Annotated in this window: 17 protein-coding genes; 8 read left to right on the plus strand and 9 right to left on the minus strand. The window is 72.4% G+C overall.

Going from position 1 to position 19,493, the window contains the following annotated elements; all coding sequences use genetic code 11:
• Positions 1–110: 110 nt before the first annotated feature.
• A complete protein-coding gene (glnA, locus tag ACFQ87_RS05305; RefSeq protein WP_380609224.1) occupies positions 111–1,472 on the minus strand; it encodes a type I glutamate--ammonia ligase in 1,362 nt (453 codons plus the stop codon).
• Positions 1,473–1,646: 174 nt separating this feature from the next.
• Here glnA and ACFQ87_RS05310 point away from each other — a divergent pair, with 174 nt between their 5' ends.
• Positions 1,647–3,401 carry an NAD+ synthase gene (locus tag ACFQ87_RS05310; protein ID WP_380609225.1) on the plus strand — a complete coding sequence of 585 codons (1,755 nt, stop codon included), beginning with the start codon at positions 1,647–1,649 and terminating at the stop codon, positions 3,399–3,401.
• Between the two features lies 1 nt (position 3,402).
• On the opposite strand, the gene ACFQ87_RS05315 is transcribed toward ACFQ87_RS05310, so the two are convergent.
• From ACFQ87_RS05315 to ACFQ87_RS05325, 3 genes are all read right to left on the minus strand, one after another.
• Positions 3,403–4,452, minus strand: a complete 1,050-nt coding sequence (locus ACFQ87_RS05315) for an endonuclease/exonuclease/phosphatase family protein (protein WP_380609226.1) — start codon at positions 4,450–4,452, stop codon at positions 3,403–3,405.
• A 186-nt stretch (positions 4,453–4,638) separates the two neighbouring features.
• Positions 4,639–5,268: a TetR/AcrR family transcriptional regulator gene (locus ACFQ87_RS05320; RefSeq protein ID WP_380609227.1), complete on the minus strand. Its 630-nt coding sequence runs from the start codon at positions 5,266–5,268 to the stop codon at positions 4,639–4,641.
• A 465-nt stretch (positions 5,269–5,733) separates the two neighbouring features.
• Positions 5,734–7,347 carry an MFS transporter gene (locus ACFQ87_RS05325; protein WP_380609228.1) on the minus strand — a complete coding sequence of 538 codons (1,614 nt, stop codon included), beginning with the start codon at positions 7,345–7,347 and terminating at the stop codon, positions 5,734–5,736.
• Between the two features lie 278 nt (positions 7,348–7,625).
• Between ACFQ87_RS05325 and panB the strand changes: the two genes are divergently transcribed.
• The 3 genes from panB to ACFQ87_RS05340 all read left to right on the plus strand — a co-directional run bounded on the left by panB (position 7,626) and on the right by ACFQ87_RS05340 (position 10,499).
• The gene (gene panB / locus ACFQ87_RS05330) at positions 7,626–8,495 is read left to right on the plus strand and encodes a 3-methyl-2-oxobutanoate hydroxymethyltransferase (RefSeq protein ID WP_380609229.1); all 870 of its coding nucleotides are present in this window, start codon (positions 7,626–7,628) and stop codon (positions 8,493–8,495) included.
• Positions 8,496–8,649: 154 nt separating this feature from the next.
• Complete coding sequence (locus ACFQ87_RS05335; protein ID WP_380609230.1) at positions 8,650–9,675, plus strand: ATP-binding cassette domain-containing protein; 1,026 nt, start codon at positions 8,650–8,652, stop codon at positions 9,673–9,675.
• Positions 9,672–10,499: an ABC transporter permease gene (locus ACFQ87_RS05340; protein ID WP_380609231.1), complete on the plus strand. Its 828-nt coding sequence runs from the start codon at positions 9,672–9,674 to the stop codon at positions 10,497–10,499. The genes ACFQ87_RS05335 and ACFQ87_RS05340 overlap by 4 nt, the downstream gene beginning before the upstream one ends.
• An 88-nt stretch (positions 10,500–10,587) precedes the next feature.
• Here the strand turns inward: ACFQ87_RS05340 and ACFQ87_RS05345 are convergent, their stop codons facing one another.
• Positions 10,588–13,956, minus strand: coding sequence for a BTAD domain-containing putative transcriptional regulator (locus tag ACFQ87_RS05345; protein ID WP_380609232.1), 3,369 nt, complete (start codon positions 13,954–13,956; stop codon positions 10,588–10,590).
• 227 nt (positions 13,957–14,183) lie between these two features.
• Between ACFQ87_RS05345 and ACFQ87_RS05350 the strand changes: the two genes are divergently transcribed.
• On the plus strand, positions 14,184–14,999 hold the full coding sequence (locus tag ACFQ87_RS05350) for a site-2 protease family protein (RefSeq protein WP_380609233.1): 816 nt from the start codon (positions 14,184–14,186) through the stop codon (positions 14,997–14,999).
• On the opposite strand, the gene ACFQ87_RS05355 is transcribed toward ACFQ87_RS05350, so the two are convergent.
• The gene (locus tag ACFQ87_RS05355) at positions 14,996–15,184 is read right to left on the minus strand and encodes a hypothetical protein (RefSeq protein ID WP_380609234.1); all 189 of its coding nucleotides are present in this window, start codon (positions 15,182–15,184) and stop codon (positions 14,996–14,998) included. The two genes, ACFQ87_RS05350 and ACFQ87_RS05355, sit on opposite strands and share 4 nt — an antisense overlap.
• A 113-nt stretch (positions 15,185–15,297) precedes the next feature.
• Positions 15,298–15,990, minus strand: coding sequence for an NADPH-dependent F420 reductase (gene npdG / locus ACFQ87_RS05360; protein WP_380609235.1), 693 nt, complete (start codon positions 15,988–15,990; stop codon positions 15,298–15,300).
• 47 nt (positions 15,991–16,037) lie between these two features.
• Between npdG and ACFQ87_RS05365 the strand changes: the two genes are divergently transcribed.
• Positions 16,038–16,643: a hypothetical protein gene (locus ACFQ87_RS05365; protein ID WP_380609236.1), complete on the plus strand. Its 606-nt coding sequence runs from the start codon at positions 16,038–16,040 to the stop codon at positions 16,641–16,643.
• A 46-nt stretch (positions 16,644–16,689) separates the two neighbouring features.
• A complete protein-coding gene (locus ACFQ87_RS05370) occupies positions 16,690–18,018 on the plus strand; it encodes an MFS transporter (RefSeq protein ID WP_380609237.1) in 1,329 nt (442 codons plus the stop codon).
• A 15-nt stretch (positions 18,019–18,033) separates the two neighbouring features.
• Here the strand turns inward: ACFQ87_RS05370 and ACFQ87_RS05375 are convergent, their stop codons facing one another.
• Both ACFQ87_RS05375 and ACFQ87_RS05380 read right to left on the minus strand, forming a co-directional pair.
• Positions 18,034–18,210: a type II toxin-antitoxin system prevent-host-death family antitoxin gene (locus ACFQ87_RS05375; RefSeq protein WP_380609238.1), complete on the minus strand. Its 177-nt coding sequence runs from the start codon at positions 18,208–18,210 to the stop codon at positions 18,034–18,036.
• A gap of 4 nt (positions 18,211–18,214) precedes the next feature.
• On the minus strand, positions 18,215–18,445 hold the full coding sequence (locus tag ACFQ87_RS05380) for a hypothetical protein (protein ID WP_380609239.1): 231 nt from the start codon (positions 18,443–18,445) through the stop codon (positions 18,215–18,217).
• A 106-nt stretch (positions 18,446–18,551) separates the two neighbouring features.
• Between ACFQ87_RS05380 and map the strand changes: the two genes are divergently transcribed.
• Positions 18,552–19,397, plus strand: coding sequence for a type I methionyl aminopeptidase (gene map, locus ACFQ87_RS05385; protein WP_380609240.1), 846 nt, complete (start codon positions 18,552–18,554; stop codon positions 19,395–19,397).
• Positions 19,398–19,493 lie beyond the last annotated feature (96 nt).

Here is a 19,493-nt window from a genome sequence, read left to right on the forward strand (position 1 = left end):
GGCGTGACCGGCGGGCGGACCGGCCCGCCGTTCGAACCCGTCCTCGTTGCACCGCGGGCCCGCCGTCGTCCGAACGAACGACAACGGGCCCGGAGGGGTTTGAGCCGGGCTCAGAGCACCTGCAGGTTCTTCCGCAGCTCGAACGGGGTGACCTCGGAGCGGTACTCCTCCCACTCCTGGCGCTTGTTGCGCAGGAAGAAGTCGAAGACGTGCTCGCCCAGCGTCTCCGCGACCAGCTCGCTGCGCTGCATGAGGTCGATCGCCTCGCCGAGGTTCTGCGGCATCGGCTGGATACCGAGGGCCCGGCGCTCGGAGTCGGACAGCGCCCACACGTCGTCGTCGGCGCCGGGCGGGAGCTCGTAGCCCTCCTCGATGCCCTTGAGGCCGGCCGCGAGGGTGACGGCGTAGGCGAGGTACGGGTTGCAGCCGGTGTCCAGGGAGCGGACCTCGATCCGGGTGGAGCCCTGCTTGCCCGGCTTGTACATCGGCACCCGGATCAGCGCCGAGCGGTTGTTGTGGCCCCAGCAGATGTACGAGGGGGCCTCGCCGCCGGCGCCGGCGGTGCGCTGGGAGCCGCCCCAGATCCGCTTGTAGGAGTTCACCCACTGGTTGGTGACGGCGGCGGTCTCGGCGGCGTGCCGCAGCAGGCCGGCGATGAAGGATCTGCCGACCTTGGAGAGCTGGTACTCGGCGCCGGACTCGTGGAAGGCGTTGCGGTCGCCCTCGAACAGCGACACGTGGGTGTGCATGCCGCTGCCCGGGTGCTCGGAGAACGGCTTGGGCATGAAGCTCGCGTGCACGCCCTGCTCCAGCGCGACCTCCTTCATGACCAGTCGGAAGGTCATGATGTTGTCGGCGGTGGACAGCGCGTCGGCGTAGCGCAGGTCGATCTCCTGCTGGCCGGGGGCGCCCTCGTGGTGCGAGAACTCGACCGAGATGCCCATCGACTCCAGCATGGTGATCGCCTGGCGGCGGAAGTCGTGGCCCACCCCGCGCGGGGTGTGGTCGAAGTAACCGGACTGGTCGGCGGGGATCGGCGGGGTGCCGTCGCCCGGCAGGTTCTTCAGCAGGAAGAACTCGATCTCGGGGTGGGTGTAGAAGGTGAAGCCCAGGTCGGAGGCCTTCTCCAGGGTGCGCTTGAGCACGAACCGGGGGTCGGCGTAGGAGGGCGAGCCGTCCGGCATCAGGATGTCGCAGAACATCCGGGCGGTCCCCGGGGTCTCCGAACGCCACGGCAGGATCTGGAAGGTGGTCGGGTCCGGCTTGGCGATCATGTCGGACTCGTAGACCCGGGCGAAGCCCTCGATCGCCGAGCCGTCGAAGCCGATGCCCTCCTCGAAGGCCTGCTCCAGTTCGGCCGGCGCCACTGCGACCGACTTCAGGAACCCGAGCACATCGGTGAACCACAGCCGGACGAACCGGATGTCACGCTCTTCGAGCGTCCGAAGCACGAACTGCTGCTGCTTGCCCATGGGGACAGTCTCACCTCTGCTCTTTACGCTCGTGTTACGCCCGGGCGACCCCCGGAAGACCTCGCGCGGCGACTGCCCCCATCATGGCCGATCATCGCGCCGCCCGGCAGTGCCGACCCCGGTTCCGGACCCCCGCGCGGAACATTGCGTCAGTTAGACGATTACACTCGGGGCATGCCCAATCTCCGTCTCGCCCTGTGCCAGATCGACCCCTGGGTCGGTGACATCGCCCGCAACAGCGATGAGGTGGTGCGCTGGACCAGGCAGGCCGTCGAGGCCGGTGCCCAGCTGGTCGCGTTCCCCGAGATGGCCCTGACCGGGTACCCGGTCGAGGACCTCGCCCTGCGCAGCTCGTTCGTCGAGGCCTCCCGCGGTGCGCTGGTCGAGCTGGCCGGGCGGCTGGCCGACGACGGGCTGGGCGAGGTGCCGGTGGTGGTCGGCTACCTCGGGCGCTCCGACCACGCCTCGCCGCGCTTCGGCCGCCCGGCCGGATCGCCGCAGAACTGCGCCGCCGTACTGCACCGGGGTGAGGTGGTCACCCGCTTCGCCAAGCACCACCTGCCCAACTACGGCGTCTTCGACGAGTACCGCTGGTTCGTCCCCGGCGACCAGCTGCCGGTGCTGCGGGTGCACGGGGTGGACGTCGCGCTGGCCATCTGCGAGGACATCTGGCAGGACGGCGGCCGGGTCACCGCCGCCCGCGAGGCCGAGTCCGGACTGCTGCTGGTGGTCAACGGCTCGCCGTACGAGCGGAACAAGGACGACCAGCGGCTGGAGCTGGTCCAGCGGCGCGCGGCCGAGGCGGGCTGCACCCTGGCGTACGTCAACATGGTCGGCGGCCAGGACGAGCTGGTCTTCGACGGCGACTCGATCGTGGTCGGCGCGGACGGCGAAGTCCTCGCCCGCTCCCCACAGTTCGAGGAGCACCTGCTGGTGCTGGACCTCGACCTGCCGGCGGCCAGCAGCGACCACACCGACGGCCTGCTGCTGAGCGACGGGCTGCACCTGGTCCGCACCGGGCTGGGCGGCGAGCAGGCCGAGACCCCCGCCGGGCGGCTCGACGCCGGGGTCGCGCCGCGGCTGTCCGACGAGGCCGAGATCTGGGCCGCGCTGGTCTCCGGCACCCGGGCCTACGTGAACAAGAACGGCTTCAGGTCGGTGCTGATCGGCCTCTCCGGCGGCATCGACTCGGCGCTGGTGGCCTCGATCGCGGTGGACGCGATCGGCGCCGAGAACGTGTACTGCGTCTCGATGCCCAGCCGCTACTCCTCCCAGCACTCCCGGGACGACGCGGCCGAGCTGGCCCGCCGCACCGGGCTGCACTTCCGGACCGTCTCCATCGCCCCGATGTTCGACGCCTACCTGGGCGCCACCGAGCTGACCGGCCTGGCCGAGGAGAACCTGCAGTCCCGGCTGCGCGGCACCCTGCTGATGGCGATCTCCAACCAGGAGGGGCACATCGTGCTCGCGCCCGGCAACAAGAGCGAGCTGGCGGTCGGCTACTCGACCCTCTACGGCGACTCGGTGGGCGCGTTCGGGCCGATCAAGGACGTCTACAAGTCGCTGATCTTCCGGCTCGCCCGTTGGCGCAACGAGGAGGCCGAGCGGCGCGGCGAGGTGCCGCCGATCCCGGAGAACACGATCAGCAAGCCGCCGTCCGCCGAGCTGCGGCCGGACCAGAAGGACACCGACTCGCTGCCCGACTACGACCTGCTGGACAGCGTGCTGGACCGCTACATCGAGGGCGACGAGGGCCGGGACGCGATCGTCGCGGCCGGCTTCGACCCGGCCGTGGTGGACCGGGTGGTCCGGCTGGTCGACACCGCCGAGTACAAGCGGCGCCAGTACCCGCCGGGCCCGAAGATCTCGGTGAAGAACTTCGGCCGGGACCGCCGGCTGCCGATCACCAACCGCTGGCGGCGCGGCTGACCTACGAGGAGTACCGGTAGGTGGCGGCCGCCCCGAGGTGGTCGCTGCCGTCCCGGGGCAGGGTGCGGGAGTCCACCGGCTTGAGCCCGCCCTTGCTCATGATCTGGTCGATCCGCGCCATCGGGAAGGCGGACGGCCAGCTGAAGCCGAAGCCGTCCCCGGCGGCGCCCTGGGCCGAGCGCATCTGCGAGGTGACCGGCGCCAGGCTGCGGTCGTTCATGGTGCCGTTGAGGTCGCCGAGCAGCAGGACCTTCTTCTGCTGCTCGGCCTGGATCGCGTCCCCGAGCGCCTGGGCGCTGACGTCCCGCTGGTCGACGGTGAAACCGCTCTCGGCCTTGAGCCGGACCGACGGCAGGTGCGCGACGTACACCGCGACCGGGCCCTGCGGGGTGGCCACCTGGGCCCGGAACGCCCTGGTCCAGCCCATCTTCAGGTCCACCGGGGAGACCCCGCTGATCGGGTACTTCGACCAGAGCCCGACCGTCCCCTCCACCGCGTGGTACGGGTACGCGTCGGCGAGTCCGGTCTCGTAGGCCCGCAGCTGCTTGCCGGCCAGCTCCTGCAGGGCGACGATCTGGGCGTCCGCGGCCACCAGGCCGCGGACGGTGCCCGGCACGTCGGTGTTGTCGGCGGCGACGTTGTGGCTGACCACCGTCCAGTCGCCCTTGCCACCGCTCTTGTCGGTCAGCTGCCCGCCGAACAGGTTGGCCCACAGCACGGCGGGCAGCAGCAGGGCGAGCAGCGCGGTGGCGGAGCGGCGCAGCAGCGCGGGCACCAGCAGCACCGGGACGGCCAGGCCCAGCCAGGGCAGGAAGGTCTCCAGCAGGCTGCCGAGGTTGCCGACGCCGTTGGGCACCTCGGCGTGGAAGGCCAGCAGCACGGCGGTGAGCACGGCCAGCACAGCGATCACCAGTCCGCGCCGCCAGGTGCTGCTGCCGCGGCCGTCCCGGCCCCAGTCCCGCAGGCCGAGGAAGCCGCCGGTGCGGCCGACGGGGGCGGCGCCCGTGCCCCCGGCGTCCGTGATGCGGTCGGTGCTGTCCGCCTGCGTCATGCCGTGGCTCCCTCGCTCGTGCCGTCGCCGGTCCGGCGTCCGGTCCGTGCGGGTACGGGCGGGGTGCCGGACTGGTGCCGGTTTGATCGGATACCCGGCTCAGCCTATGCCGGGACAGACGCCCGGCCACGGGAGCGGGTTCCGGCGTGGCCCGGTTTGGTGAGCCAGGCCACGTCCGGACACGGCCTACTTGGGCGCGAGGCCGTCGAGCAGGGCGTCGACCATCTTGCGGGCGAGGTCCGGGTCCTCCAGGTCGGAGTCGTCCCACAGGATGCTGCGGTAGAGGATCGGGCCCATCAGCAGGTCGCCGAGCAGGTCCAGGTCGAGGTCGTCGCGGATGATGCCCTCGGCGACGGCCTGGCGGATCAGGCAGAGCCCGGCCTCCCGGCGCGGCTTGATCACCCGCTCGCGGTACGCGGTGTACAGCTCGGGGAGGGTCTGCATCTGGCCGAGGGCGGCCTTGAGCACCCAGCGGGTGCGCTTGGCGAGACCGCGCCGGCGGACGTAGTCGATCATCTCGATCAGGTCGTCCCGGGCGCTGCCGCCGGACGGCTCCGGCACCGGGACCTCCAGCCGGCTGACCACGTCGACCAGCAGGGCCTCCTTGTTGGACCAGCGCCGGTAGATGGTGGCCTTGCCGACGCCGGCGGCGGTGGCGATGCCCTCGATGGTGAGCTCGGAGAGTGTGGTGCCGGCGGCCATCATGTCCTCGACGGCGCTGAAGATGGCCTGCTCGGCGGCCTCGCTGCGGGGCCGGCCGCGGCGTGCGGCCGCGCAGTGCTGCCCGGTGTCGGCGCCCGGCGTGTCCATCTTCATCTGTACCTCCGAGGAAACCCCGGCTTCAGCCGGGGGGAATCGGATGCTCTGCGGAGCAGGTCGGGCATCGGCGGTCCGCCGCTCCCGGCCCCGAGAGGTCACCCTTCGTGATAATCTCGTCACGCTGGTGCGAAACGATAACCAAACTCCGCATCGGCCTACCGCCGGGCTGGCGGGAAGTCAGGTCTGTGGAGCTGATGTAAGACCGATGGGCGGCACACCGTCCCGTTTGCTGGTAACCCCAGGTCGGCAACCGGCTGCGAAGCAGAAAGCCCGACCCGCGAGGGTTGGAATCCTCCGGCCTTGGCCGGAGGAGGATGTCAACCCCGCTGTCTCTCCCTCGCTGCCCCTGGGCGCGCGGGCGCCGCAGCTTGTCCGTCGGTGGGTGGACCCCGCCCCGGACCGAGGCCCTGCCGACCGGGTGCACCGGGCGGCAGGGCCATTGTCGCGCAGCCGATCCGCAGATCAGGCGTCGGCGGCCGCGGTCTCCCGGGCCTGGCCCGGCTGCGCCGGGGCCGGTCCGGCCGGGCCGCCGGGGGCGGCGGTGCGGCGCGGCAGCAGGAACCAGGCGACCAGCGCGCCGACCAGCGAGATGCCCACCGAGAGCGAGGCCACCACGTGCATGGCGTGGATGAAGGAGTCGTTCGCCGGGGCGATCAGCGCCTTGCCCGCGCCGTTGGGGATCCGGTCGGCGATGGCCAGGGTGGCCTCCAGCGACTCGCCGGCCTTCTCGCGCAGCCCCTCGGGCAGGTGGTTGAGGGTGTCGGACATCCCGTCGCGGTAGACGGTGGAGAGCACCGCGCCGAGCACGGCGACCCCGAGCGAGCCGCCGACCTGGCGGAAGGTGTTGTTGACGGCCGAGCCGGCGCCGGCCTTCTCGCGGGGCAGCGAGCCCATGATCGCGACGGTGACCGGCGGCATGACGTGCGCCATGCCCGCACCCATCACCAGGCCGAGCACGATCAGCACCCAGATCGGGGTGGTCGCGGTCAGCACGGTGTAGCCGACGAAGCCGAGCGCGACCAGCACCATGCCGCCCGCGGCGGTGGCGGCGACGCCGAAGCGGTCGACCACCAGCCGGGCCCGCGGCGCGAACAGCAGCTGGGCGGCGGCCAGCGGCAGCATCAGCACACCGGCCTGCAGGGCGCTGTAGCCGCGCACGCTCTGGGTGTAGAAGACGCCGAAGAAGGAGACGCCCATCAGCGCGAAGAAGATCACGGCGACGACCACCACCGAGGCGCTGAACACCTTGTTGCGGAACCAGGTGACGTCCAGCGCGGGGAACGCTGTGCGGCGCTCGAACCAGACGAAGGCGGCCAGCGCCAGCACGCCGAGCGAGGTCGGGCCCCAGGCCTCGAAGGCGGTGAAGTCGGCCAGCTGGCCGCCCTTGATGATGCCGTAGATCAGCGCGACCAGGCCGATGATCGACAGCAGCACCCCGACCGGGTCCATCTTGCCCGGGTTCGGGTCCTTGGACTCGGGGACCAGGATCGCCATCGCGATCACCGCGACGACCACGATCGGGACGTTGACCAGGAAGACCGAGCCCCACCAGAAGTGCTCGATCAGCAGGCCGCCGGTGATCGGGCCGATGGCGATGGCCAGGCCGACCGCGCCGGCCCAGATGCCGATCGCCTTGGGCTGTTCCTCGCGCTCGAAGACGTTCATGATGATGGCCAGCGTGGCGGGCATCGCGAGCGCGCCGCCGACGCCCATCAGGGCTCGGTAGCCGATGAGTTCACCGGGCGAGCCGGCCATCGCGGACAGCAGCGAGGCGATGCCGAAGACCACCATGCCGGCCAGCAGCGCGCGCTTGCGACCGAAGCGGTCGCCGAGCAGGCCCGAGGTGAAGAGCAGCCCGGCGAACACCAGGGTGTAGGAGTTGATCGCCCATTCGAGGTCGCTCTGGGTGGCGCCCAGGCCGACCGGGGCGGGGGTCGCGATGGTCTTCATCGCGACGTTGAGGATCGAGTTGTCGAGCACGACGACGAGCAGGGCGAGCACCAGGGTGCACAGGATCGCCCAGCGTCTGCGGTGGATGGCTTCCGGCACACGGGGTGGCGCGGCTGCGGTGGTCATTGGTCTTCCCGTCCGTGTTGATGTGGCACTGGCGGGCATTTGCGAGTCGCGGACGTCTCGTAACCCCCCGGACCAGAGTAGCGGCCAATACGATACGAGACGAATCCGTTTCGCAAAATGGGGGCAAAGCCCGGAGGGCCCGGAGGGGTCGGTGTGGCGTGGATCGCACCCGGTCGCGCGCACCCCTCTTTCCGCTCACGTCGGGGCGTGCAAGCATGGAGGTGATCCGGGGACGCCGCACGGCGCCACGAGACGACAACCCTTCAGGAGTCCGTTCGATGAACGCTTCTTCGCCTTCGCCTGCCCAGAACCAGGCGTCGACCGCCACCCTCTACGGCGGGGTCACCAACCGCCGCGTCACCGTCCGCGACCTCGCCGCCGCCAAGCAGCGCGGCGAGAAGTGGGCGATGCTGACCGCCTACGACGCCCTCACCGCAGGGGTGTTCGACGAGGCCGGGATCCCCGTCCTGCTGGTCGGCGACTCCGCCGGCAACTGCCACCTCGGCTACGAGACCACCGTGCCGGTGACCATGGATCAGATGGTGATGCTCTCCGCCGCCGTCGTCCGCGGCACCCAGCGCGCGATGATCGTCGCCGACCTGCCGTTCGGCTCGTACCAGGAGTCGCCCGCCCAGGCCATGCACAACGCGGCCCGGCTGATGAAGGAGGCCGGGGTCGGCGCGGTCAAGCTGGAGGGCGGCGAGCGCAGCGCCCGCTCGATCGAGCTGCTGGTCGAGGCCGGCATCCCGGTGATGGCGCACATCGGCCTCACCCCGCAGTCCGTGCACGCCTTCGGCGGCTACCCCGTCCAGGGCCGCGGCGACGAGGCGGCGCACCAGTTGCTGCGCGACGCCAAGGCCGTCCAGCAGGCCGGCGCCTTCTCGGTGGTCCTGGAGGCCGTCCCGGCCGAGCTGGCCGCCCAGGTCACCGAGCAGCTGGCGATCCCGACCGTCGGCATCGGCGGCGGACCGGAGACCGACGCCCAGGTGCTGGTCTGGACCGACATGGCCGGCATGACGGCGGGCCGGGTGCCCAAGTTCGTCAAGAAGTACGCGAACCTGCGCGCCGTCCTCGGCGACGCCGCCCGCGAGTTCGCCGACGAGGTCCGCACCGGCGCCTTCCCGGCGGAGGAGCACAGCTTCCACTGACGCCCTTCGCGGCCCCGCTCCGAGCGACTCGGAGCGGGGCCGCTGTCATGCCCGCACAGCGATGACAGCCGGGTGACAGCCGCCTGACGGCGCGGCGTCAGGGCGGCCGGCCGCGCGATAGGGGGCTGACAGCCGGGGCGGACAACCTGGGGGCATGACAGGAATCGCCACCGCCCCGAACACGCGGGGAAACGCCGGGAACGCCGTCGAGGTGCACGGCATCGTCAAGCACTACGGCGCCACCAAGGCCCTTGACGGGGTCGACCTCACCGTCCGCGAGGGCACCGTCCTCGCCCTGCTCGGCCCCAACGGCGCGGGCAAGACCACCCTGGTCCGGGTCCTCTCCACCCTGATCAAGCCCGACGCCGGCACCGCGTACGTCGGCGGCTACGACGTCCTGCGCCAGCCCAAGCAGCTGCGCCGCACCATCGGCCTGACCGGCCAGTACGCCTCGGTGGACGAGCTGCTCTCCGGCTACGAGAACCTCTACCTGATCGGCCGGCTGCTCGACCTCTCCAGCCGCGAGGCCAAGTCCCGGGCCGCCGAACTGCTGGAGCGCTTCTCCCTCACCGAGGCCGCCAAGCGGCCCGCCAAGACCTACTCCGGCGGCATGCGCCGCCGCCTCGACCTGGCCGCCAGCATGATCGGCCGCCCCCGGGTGCTCTACCTGGACGAGCCCACCACCGGCCTGGACCCGCGCACCCGCAACGAGGTCTGGGACGAGGTGCAGCGGATGGTCGCCGAGGGCAGCACCGTGCTGCTGACCACCCAGTACATGGAGGAGGCGGAGCAGCTCGCGAACGAGCTGACCGTCATCGACCGCGGCAAGGTGATCGCCAACGGCGCCGTCGCCGAGCTCAGGGCCAAGGTCGGCGGCCAGACCCTCCAGGTCCGCCCGGCGCACCCGGCCGAACTGCCCGAGATGGCCCGCTGCCTGCACGAGAGCGGCATCACCAGCGCCACCGTCTCCCCCGACGACGGCCTGCTCGCGGTGCCGATCACCGGCGAGGAGCAGCTGACCGCCGTCATCGCGGTGCTCGGCACCCGCGGCTTCGCGATCGCCGGCATCGACACCAAGGTGCCCAGCCTGGACGAGGTCTTCCTCGCCGTCACCGGCAAGCCCGCCGCCGACGCGGCCACCGCCCCCGCCACCAGCCTCGTCAAGGAGCCCGTCGCATGACCACCGCCACCATCGCCCCGGCCCGGGCCGAGAACGCCCGGGCGGAGGACGCCCGGATCGGCCTGGCCGGCACCCTGCGCCACATCGGCGCGCTGACCCGCCGCAACCTGATGCGGATCAAGGCCGACCCGGAGTCGATGTTCGACGCCGTGCTGATGCCGATCGTCTTCACCCTGCTGTTCGTCTACGTCTTCGGCGGCGCGATCGCGGGCGGTCAGGACACCTACATACAACGCCTGATCCCCGGTCTGCTCGGGCAGACCGGCATGACGCTGGCGCTGGCCGTCGGCACCGGCCTGAACAGCGACTTCCAGACCGGGGTGATGGACCGCTTCCGCACCCTGCCGATCGGACGGGCCTCGGTGCTGCTGTCCAAAATCGTGGCGGAGTCGCTGCGGGCGCTGCTCTCCTCCACGATCCTGCTGGCCTTCGCGTTCATCCTCGGGTTCGAGCTGAAGACCGGCGTGCTGGAACTGCTGACCGCGGTCGGCCTGTCGCTGGTGTTCGGCATGTCGATCGTCTGGATCTCGATGCTGCTGGGCATGTCGCTGCGCAGCGCCCAGGCCGTCCAGGGCGTCTCCATGCTGGTCCTGATGCCGATGCAGTTCGGCAGCTCGATCTTCGCGCCGACCGACACCATGCCGGGCTGGCTGCAGTCCTTCACCAAGGTCAACCCGCTGTCCGCGCTGGCCGACGCCTCCCGCGGGCTGCTCAACGGTGAGGGGGCGGTGGCCCACCCGGTGATGATCGTGCTGATCTGGTCCGTCGCCTCAACCGCGATCTTCGCCCCGCTCGCGGTGGCCCGCTTCCGCAAGCGGACCTGAGCGAGCGGCGCGAGGTCTTGCGCCGCGAGGACGCGCGGGGCAAGAGTGGCCGGCCGGCGACCAGGGGACGGGCGCCGGCCGGCCACCGCTATCCGATCAACTCATTCAGCAGCTCGTGGGTCTGCTGCTGGGTCATCCTGTCGCCCTCGGCGCGGGCCTCCTCGTACCCGGCCTCGCCCAGCAGCTCCCGCAGCTGGGCGGCCATCCGCTCGTGCTCGACCCGCTCCAGGTAGCCGCCCCTCGGACCGTGCAGCCCGCTCTGCGCGCCCTGCAGCACCGCCGCCAGCCGGGCCCGCCCCAGGTCACCGTCGCGCACGGCGAAGGAGCACAGCACTCCGCACACCGCGGGCACCACCATCACGGTCATGTGCTCGGCGAAACCGCTCGCCTCCGTCATCGCCCGCAGCGACCGGCGGCCCTCGCGCAGCATGGCGAGCCCCCGCTCCGGGTCCCCGGCCCGGGCGGTGATCCAGCCCCGGGCACTGAACAGCAGTCCCTTCACGATGGTCGGCACGAAGCCACTCACCGTGATCCCGTCGAGGACGTCCAGCTCGGCCAGCGCCTCCTGGTACTCGCCGCGTTGGGCCCGGATGGCGCAGAGCGTCAGGTGGCCGATCATCAGGGCGCCGGTGGTGGACTGGTTGGCGCCCGGGGAGCCGATGGACTCCACCGCCTCGCGGATCACCCGCTCGCCGCGTGCCAGGTCCCCATCCAGCAGGGCAGTGCCGAGGTGCACCTTGAGGAACGGCACCTCCTGCGGCGCCCCCAGCTCCTCGGCCAGCTCGATCGCCCGCTGGTACGCGGCGGCGGCGGCCTCGGCCTCGCCCCGGTTGGCCAGCGCCTCGCCGTGGGCCGCCAGCGCCTGCGAGACCCCCCAGAGGTTGCCGGCCTGCTGGTACAGCTCCAGGGAGCGCTCGCCGTCCCGGATGCTCTGCTCCAGGCCGCCCGGCCAGTCGTTCAGCATCCTGGAGCGGGCCTGCAGGATGAACGCCAGGTCGTTCGGCCCGCCGTGCACCTCGCAGCCGCGGACCGCGTCGTCCACCAGCTCCCTCATCAGGTCCAGCCGGCCGGACAGGAAGGCGCCGAACACCCGCATCAGCGCTGGGAACCGGTGGGACTGCGGCAGCTCGGGGGTGTAGGCGTCCATCAGGCGCTGGGCGACCGCGACCGCCTCCGGGTCGCCGCGCACGTCCAGGTTCCCCTCGAACAGCCCGAGCAGCCGGAACATCGCGAGCAGCCGGCGGGCCTCCCGGAGCACCGCGTCGGACATCGGCAGGCCGTACGCGAGCACGTTGTGCTCCAGCGGCACCGGCGGCGGGACGTCCGGACCGAACGGGTCCGGCCCCAGGGCCGCGATCGCGGTGTACCAGCCGCGGGCCTCCAGGCTGTAGCCGCGCAGCGACCAGTACCAGCTCATGCCGAGGGCGAGGACCAGCGCCGACTGCTCGTCGCCGCGGTCGACCGCGCGGCGCAGCGCGGCCCGGACGTTGTCCTGCTCCCGCTCCAGCACGGCCAGCCAGTGCAGCTGCCGGGAGCCGTGGACCTCCTGGTCGGCGGAGGCGACGGCGGAGCAGAAGTGGGCCAGGTGGGCGGCCTCGGTGGCGGCGCGCTCGGCGGCGGCCCCCGCCAGCCGCTCGGTGGCGTACTCGTGGATGGTCTCCAGCATCCGGTAGCGCGGCAGGCTGTCGTCGTCCAGGTCTGCCACCAGCAGGGACTTGTCGACCAGGGACAGCAGCAGGGCGGCGACCTCGCCCCGGGCCACCTCCGCGCCGTCGGCGCAGATCGCCTCGGCGTCCTCCAGCTGCCAGCCGCCCGCGAACACCGACAGGCGCCGCAGCACCGCTCGCTCCCGCTTGCCCAGCAGGTCCCAGCTCCAGTCGACCACCGCGCGCAGGGTCTGCTGGCGCGGCAGCAGGGTGCGGCTGCCGGCGGTGAGCAGCGCGAAGCGGCCGTCCAGGCGGTCGGCTATCTGACGAGCCGTCATCACCCGCAGCCGGGCGGCGGCCAGTTCGATGGCCAGCGGCAGGCCGTCCAGGCGGCGGCAGATCTCGGCGCAGGCCTCCGGGTCGCTCTGCGGGTCGAAGCCGGGACGGGCGGTGGCGGCGCGCTCGGCGAACAGCCGCAGCGCCACCGGGTCGGGCAGCGGCTCGACCGGCAGCACCGTCTCGCCGGGCACGCCGAGCGGCTCGCGGCTGGTGGCGAGCACGGTCAGCCCGGGGCACTCGGCGAGCAGCAGGTCGGCGAGGTCGGCGGCGGCCTGGATCAGGTGCTCGCAGTTGTCCAGGACCAGCAGCATCCGGCGGTGGCCGCAGTGCTCGACCAGCCGGCGCACCGGGTCCTCGGCGCGCTTGTCCATCACCTCGGCGACCATGTTGGCGCTGTGCAGCTGGATCTCGCGCAGGCCGAGCGCGGAGACCACGGCGGCGGGGACGGCGTCCGGGCTCTCCAGCGGGGCGAGTTCGGCCACCCAGACGCCGTCCGGCCAGTGCCCGGCGGACTGTTCGGCGCGGCCGGCCTCGACCGACATCCTGGTCTTGCCGGAGCCGCCGGGGCCGGTCAGGGTGACGAGTCGACGGTCCGTCAACATTCCGCGCAGGGTGGCTATATCGACCTCGCGGCCGACGAAGCTGGTCAGCCGGCTGCGTAGGTTGCTTCCAGAGCGCGGGAGTTGGGGGGCCGGCGGGGTTGGCGCGGACGGCTCCGGCAGCGCGGGCGGAACCGCCGGGGCGGGCGCCGGAGGCTCCGAGGAGGCGAGCAACTCTGAGTACATGGACTGAAGTTGACGACCCGGGTCGGCGCCGAGCTCCTCCGCCAGGGCCCGCCTGATGCGTTCGTAGTGGCGCAGCGCCTCGGCGGTGCGGCCGCTCTCGTGCAGCGCCCGCAGCATCAGCAGCTGCAGGGGCTCGTCCAGCGGCTGCCGTTCGCACAGCTCGGCGAGTTCGGCGACCAGCTCGGCGGCCCGGCCGAGCCCGAGGTCGGCGGTGATCCGGCGGCGGCGGACCTCGTCCCGCTGGGCCTCCAGCCGGGCGGCCGGTCCTGCGCGGTCGGGCAGGTCGGCCAGGGCCGGGCCGCGCCACAGCGCCAGCGCGGCGCCCAGCCGCTCGGCGGCCAGCGCGTGGTCTCCGGCGTCCAGGGCGCGACGGCCCTCGCCGCTCAGCCGCTGGAAGTCGGCGAGGTCGGTGGCCGGCTCGGTCAGCCAGTACCCGGCGGGGCCGGAGCCGACCCGCTCCCGGCCGATGGTGCGGCGCAGCCGGCCGATCAGGGTCTGCAGCGCGGCGGAGGAGTCCTGCGGGGGCTCGGCGTCCCACACCTCGTCCACCAGCAGGTCGGCCGGGACCGGCCGGCCCTGGCGCAGGGCCAGCGCGGTGAGCAGGGCCCGCAGCCGGGCGCCGCCGAGCGGGACCGGTGTGCCGTCGTCGTGGTGGGCCGTGGTGGTCCCGAGGATGCCGTAGTGCACCGGTCCATTCTGGTCGATGGGCGGTGTCGGGGCGCACAATTGTGCTGGCCCCCCGCCCCGGCGGTCGGCCCCGGGAGTCGGCCCGGCAGCGGCGGAACCGGGAGCGGTGGAACCGGGGGCGATCCCTCGGACGTTCACCCGGCACGGCTTGTCCGGCCACCGGCCCGCCCGGCATGATCGGTCCCTGCCGGTATTCCCCTTCCCTCTGCCCACGGAGCACCCCCACCATGACCTTCGCCGCCACGCCGCGATCCCGCAGCGAGGACCGCCGGATCAGCCCGGTGTTCTGGGTGCTCCTCGCCACCCTCGGCACCTCCGCCTGGGCGGTGTACGCCGGCTTCGGCAACGCCCGGTTCGGGGTGTTCCTGTTCGTGGTGTCGGGGTGGATGGTGTCGCTCTGCCTGCACGAGTACGCCCACGCGCGCACCGCGCTGCACGGCGGCGACATCACCGTCGGCGCCAAGGGCTACCTCACGCTCAACCCGCTGAAGTACACCAACGTGCTGCTCAGCTTCGTGCTGCCGATCGTCTTCGTGATCCTCGGCGGCATCGGCCTGCCCGGTGGCTCGGTGTGGATCGAGCGGCACCGGATCCACGGCCGGCTCAAGCACAGCCTGATCTCGGCGGCCGGGCCGCTGGTGAACCTGCTGTTCGCGGCGGCGCTGCTGATCCCGGTCGGCGCCGGCTGGCTGGACGACTCGACCGTGCACGCCTCCTACTACGGCTACGAGCTGACCGTCTCGCCCTTCGCCTGCGCCCTCGGCTTCCTCGGCCTGCTGCAGCTCAGCGCGGCCCTGCTGAACCTGTTGCCGGTGCCCGGCCTGGACGGCTACGGGATCATCGAGCCCTGGCTCTCGGCCAAGACCCGGCGCGCGGTCGAGCCGTTCGCGCCGTACGGCATGCTCGCGGTGTTCGCGCTGCTGTGGCAGCCCGAGGTGAACTCGTTCTTCTTCGGGATCGTCCACGACCTGATGAACCTGTTCGGCGTGGACACCGACTACGCGACGGTCGGCCGGTACCTCTTCAGCTTCTGGAAGAACTAGGCCTGCTCAGCCGCTGCGGCCTCGGCCAGCTTCGCCTTGCGGCGGTTCAGCCACAGCACGTTGCTGGCCACACCGGCCAGCGGGAGCCAGATCAGCCCGATCCAGAAGCCCGCGATCACCGAGACCACGGCGGCCGCCAGCGCGAGGACGGTGACGATCAGGGCGATGAGGGACGTGCGAGGCATGACGCGGGGCTCCTAGGCGCGGGTACGGACGGCCGGGTTGCGACCGCCACCCATTGTCGCCGACCTCACCTCTGAAGACGGTCCAGGGGTGAGGCCGACACGACGTCCGTCGATCACACGTCGGTGACCCGCAGGCCCGCGTGGGCCTTGTAGCGGCGGTTGACCGAGATCAGGTTGGCCACCAGCGCCTCCACCTGGTGGGCGTTGCGCAGCCGGCCCGCGAAGATGCCCCGCATGCCGGGGATCAGGTCCGCCAGCGCCCGCACCACGTCGGTGGCGGCCCGGTCGTCGCCGAGCACCATGACGTCGGTGTCGATCCGCTCCACCGACTCGTCCTGCAGCAGCACCGCCGAGAGGTGGTGGAAGGCGGCGGTGACCCGGGAGTCCGGCAGCAGCGCGGCGGCCTGCTGGGCGGCGCTACCCTCCTCCGGCTTCAGCGCGTACGCGCCCTGCTTGTCGAAGCCGAGCGGGTTGACGCAGTCCACCACGATCTTTCCGGCCAGCTCCGCGCGCAGCGCGGTCAGGGTGGCGGCGTGGCCGTCCCACGGGACGGCCACGATCACCACGTCACTCTCCCGGGCGACGGTGGCGTTGTCGGCCCCGCGCACGCCCAGGCCCAGCTCGGCGGCCGAGGCCTCGGCCCGGGCGGCGTCGCGGGAGCCGATGATCACCTGCTGGCCGGCCTTGGCCAGCCGCAGGGCCAGTCCCCGCCCCTGGTCGCCGGTGCCGCCGAGGACGCCGACCACCAGCTGCGAGACATCCGGCGCGTCGTGGGCCGGGTTTGTCGCTGAATCGAGGGAAGTCATGGGCCGATCCTGCCAAATCCCCGGCCCGGCGCGACATCCTGGCCCGCATGGACGCGGTGAGAGTTTCGGCACTCCGGGAGCGGCTGGCGGGCACCGGCTGGCTGGAGGCGGTCGGCGGCTTCGCCGGCTCGCTGCGGCGTTCCGTGGAGCGGCACGGGGCGGGCGAGTTGCTGCTGGTCGGCACCGAGGCGTACGAGCCCTGGCACCTGGCCGCCCACCTGGAGGACGAGGCCGCCTGGTCGGCCGTCCCCCGGCTGGCGCCCACCCTGCTGCGGCACCGCCCGCCCCCCGCCGCCCCGGCCCACCTGGGGCACGGCCTGCGCCGGCTCACCGAGGCCCGGCGCGGTGCCACCGTCCTGGTAGTGGCCCCCGCGGCGGCCGGCGCCCCGCTGCTGGAACGGGTGCGGGACGCCCGCCGGCACGGCGTGACCGTCCTCGCGCTGGACGGCGCCGCCCCCGGCGCACCGGGCGACCTCGGCGGCATCGCCCATGAGCGACTGGCCGTCGGCACCGCCGCCGAGGAGCCCTTCGACCTCGCCCAGCACCTGGTCACCGCCGCCGCCGGGCAGCCGGCTGGCCGCCGCTCCGCCCTGGACCGGCTGGCCGAACTCGCCGGGCGGCTGACCTCGGCGCCCTCGCTCAGCCGCTGGTGAAAAACCCGTTGCGGGGGCCGAAGTGGCCGTCCGAGGATGGTGGTTCGTGGACGACGACGAACCATCGCATATCGGTCGGCCGCGCACGCTGCTGCGCTCGCTGACGCCCGACCTGTCCCCGTGGCGCGCCTCGCGCGACTTCCGCTACCTGTGGACCTCCGGCTGCGTCACCAGCTTCGGCAGCTTCCTGACGTACGTCGCCGTGCCGATGCAGATCAAGGAGCTCACCGACTCCTCCCTCGCGGTCGGCCTGATCGGCGCCGTCGAACTCGTCCCGCTGATCGTCTTCGGCCTCTGGGGCGGCGCGCTCGCCGACGCCCTGGACCGGCGCAAGCTGGTGCTTCGCTCGGAGGCCGCGCTCGGTCTGCTCGCCGGACTGCTGCTGCTCAACGCCCTGCTGCCGCACCCGGTGCTCTGGCCGATCTACCTGGTCGCCGCGCTGGTCGCGGCCTGCGACGGCCTGCAGCGCCCGGCGCTGGACTCGCTGCTGCCGCGGATCATCGCGCACCAGCACCTCACCGCTGCCTTCGCCCTCAAGTCCCTCTACCACAACGTCGCTTCGGTGGCCGGGCCGGCGCTGGCCGGCATCGTGGTGGCCTTCTCCGGGGTGCGGACCGCGTACGCGCTGGACGCGCTCACCTTCGCCGTCTCGCTGCTGCTGCTCCTGCGGATCAAGGCGGTGCCGCCGCCCATCGGCGCCGAGCGCCCGTCCGTACGGGCGGTGCTCACCGGGGTGCGGTACGCGTGGAGCCGCAAGGACCTGCTGGGCACCTACGCGATCGACACCTGCGCCATGCTGTTCGCCTTCCCGGTGGCCGTCTTCCCCTTCCTGGCCTCGGAGTTGGGCGCGAACTGGGCGCTCGGCCCGATGTACGCGGCCCCCGCCGCCGGCGGCCTGCTGGTCGGCGCGACCAGCGGCTGGACGTCCCGGGTCCACCGGCACGGGCGGCTGCTGGTAGCCGCTGCGGTCGGCTGGGGCGCGGCCATGGCGCTGGCCGGGCTGTCCGGGAACGTCTGGGTGGTGCTGCTCGGGCTGGCGCTGGCCGGCGGCGCCGACGAGATCAGCGGGATCGCCCGCTCGACGATGTGGAACCAGTCCATCCCGGACGCGGTCCGCGGCCGGATGGCCGGCGTCGAACTGCTCAGCTACTCCGTCGGCCCCCAGCTCGGCCAGGTCCGGGCCGGCACCATGGCCGGGCTGATCGGAGTGCGCGCCGCCGTCTGGACCGGCGGCCTGGCCTGCGTGGTCGCCGTGCTCGCGGTCGCCGCCGCGCTGCCGAGGCTGCTCGCGTACGACGACCGCGCCGACCCGCACACCGCGGCGGTCCGGGCCGAGCACGAACGGACCGAGCAGGAAAAGGCCGCCGCGGCGTGACCGGAGCGAACGGCCTCACTCACTGCGGGCCAGCGTCTCCCTCATGACGTCCTCGATGGGAACGCCCGGCGAGGGGTTGGCCATGCGCTCGTCGATGATCCGGTTGATCTCGCGGTCTTCCCGCTCCTGGTGCTCCCGCAGGACCTCGATCGACACAACGGCGGCGGCCTCCTTGTCGCGGCGCCTGATCACGGTGCTACTCGCCCCCCTTGTCCTTCGGCTCGTCCCTCCAGCGCGGGTCGTTCTGCCACTCCCGGTTGCGCTCGTCCACGGTCTGCAGCGCGTGGGCGGCCTCCTCGGGGGTGGCGTACGGCCCGAGGCGGTCCTTGGCCGGGCACTCGGGGCCCTCCTCGACCTTGCCGTGCTTGATGCAGTAGAACCACTCGCCGGGCTGGCCGGTCGGCTTGCGGTGGAATCCCAGGGGCATGACGCTCTCCCGTTCGGACGGATGGGTCGGTACCGATCATTCCCCGGCCCGGGCGGCTGCGCACACCACCCGGGAACGGCGGGGCCCGGCGGCTAGACTCGCCGCCATGGCTCTCGTACCCGGCATCCAGTCCCCCACCCGCAAGGTCCCGGCGCACATCACGCGTCCCGAGTACGTCGGGCGGCCCGCCCCGACGCCGTACACCGGGCCCGAGGTGCAGACCGCCGAGACGATCGAGAAGATGCGGATCGCGGGCGGGATCGCGGCCCGGGCGATGGAGGAGGCGGCCAAGCTGATCGCCCCCGGCGTCACCACCGACGCTCTGGACGTCGTGGCCCACGAGTACATGTGCGACCACGGCGCCTACCCGTCCGACCTCGGCTACCGGGGCTTCCCGAAGTCGATCTGCACCTCGATCAACGAGGTGATCTGCCACGGCATCCCGGACTCGACCGTGCTGCAGGACGGCGACATCGTCAACATCGACGCCACCGCGTACATCCACGGGGTGCACGGCGACCTCAACGCCACCTACCTGGTCGGCGACGTGGACGAGGAGTCCCGGCTGCTGGTCGAGCGCACCCGGGAGTCCCTCAACCGGGCGATCAAGACGGTCAAGCCGGGTCGTCAGATCAACGTCATCGGACGGGTGATCGAGTCCTACGCCAAGCGCTTCGACTACGGCGTGGTGCGGGACTTCACCGGACACGGCATCAACACGTCGTTCCACTCCGGCCTGGTCATCCCGCACTACGACAGCGAGCGGGCCACCGAGGTGATCAAGCCGGGCATGACGTTCACCATCGAGCCGATGCTGACCCTGGGGACGTACGACTACGAGATCTGGGCGGACGGCTGGACGGTCGTCACCAAGGACCGCAAGCGCACCGCCCAGTTCGAGCACACCCTGGTGGTCACGGCGGACGGCGCGGAGATCCTCACCCTGCCGTGACCCCGGCCGCCCCGAGCACCTCGGAGGCGAGCGGGCGAGTCACAGCGAGCGGGCGAGCCCCCGCCCCGAGCCGAAGGGGCGCGCCGGTGCCGAAAG

This window comes from Kitasatospora sp. NPDC056531, from assembly GCF_042794375.1.
Lineage (GTDB): Bacteria > Actinomycetota > Actinomycetes > Streptomycetales > Streptomycetaceae > Kitasatospora.

What these genes read in the sequence shown, in the direction of transcription:
- ACFQ87_RS05315 (WP_380609226.1), bottom strand. Translation starts at nt 4,452, where the DNA reads ATGACGCAGGCGGACAGCACCGACCGCATCACGGACGCCGGGGGCACG.
- glnA (WP_380609224.1), bottom strand. Translation starts at nt 1,472, where the DNA reads ATGGGCAAGCAGCAGCAGTTCGTGCTTCGGACGCTCGAAGAGCGTGAC.
- ACFQ87_RS05340 (WP_380609231.1), top strand. Translation starts at nt 9,672, where the DNA reads ATGACCACCGCCACCATCGCCCCGGCCCGGGCCGAGAACGCCCGGGCG.
- ACFQ87_RS05335 (WP_380609230.1), top strand. Translation starts at nt 8,650, where the DNA reads ATGACAGGAATCGCCACCGCCCCGAACACGCGGGGAAACGCCGGGAAC.
- ACFQ87_RS05355 (WP_380609234.1), bottom strand. Translation starts at nt 15,184, where the DNA reads ATGCCTCGCACGTCCCTCATCGCCCTGATCGTCACCGTCCTCGCGCTG.
- ACFQ87_RS05350 (WP_380609233.1), top strand. Translation starts at nt 14,184, where the DNA reads ATGACCTTCGCCGCCACGCCGCGATCCCGCAGCGAGGACCGCCGGATC.
- npdG (WP_380609235.1), bottom strand. Translation starts at nt 15,990, where the DNA reads ATGACTTCCCTCGATTCAGCGACAAACCCGGCCCACGACGCGCCGGAT.
- ACFQ87_RS05380 (WP_380609239.1), bottom strand. Translation starts at nt 18,445, where the DNA reads ATGCCCCTGGGATTCCACCGCAAGCCGACCGGCCAGCCCGGCGAGTGG.
- ACFQ87_RS05320 (WP_380609227.1), bottom strand. Translation starts at nt 5,268, where the DNA reads ATGAAGATGGACACGCCGGGCGCCGACACCGGGCAGCACTGCGCGGCC.
- ACFQ87_RS05365 (WP_380609236.1), top strand. Translation starts at nt 16,038, where the DNA reads ATGGACGCGGTGAGAGTTTCGGCACTCCGGGAGCGGCTGGCGGGCACC.
- ACFQ87_RS05325 (WP_380609228.1), bottom strand. Translation starts at nt 7,347, where the DNA reads ATGACCACCGCAGCCGCGCCACCCCGTGTGCCGGAAGCCATCCACCGC.
- map (WP_380609240.1), top strand. Translation starts at nt 18,552, where the DNA reads ATGGCTCTCGTACCCGGCATCCAGTCCCCCACCCGCAAGGTCCCGGCG.
- ACFQ87_RS05310 (WP_380609225.1), top strand. Translation starts at nt 1,647, where the DNA reads ATGCCCAATCTCCGTCTCGCCCTGTGCCAGATCGACCCCTGGGTCGGT.
- panB (WP_380609229.1), top strand. Translation starts at nt 7,626, where the DNA reads ATGAACGCTTCTTCGCCTTCGCCTGCCCAGAACCAGGCGTCGACCGCC.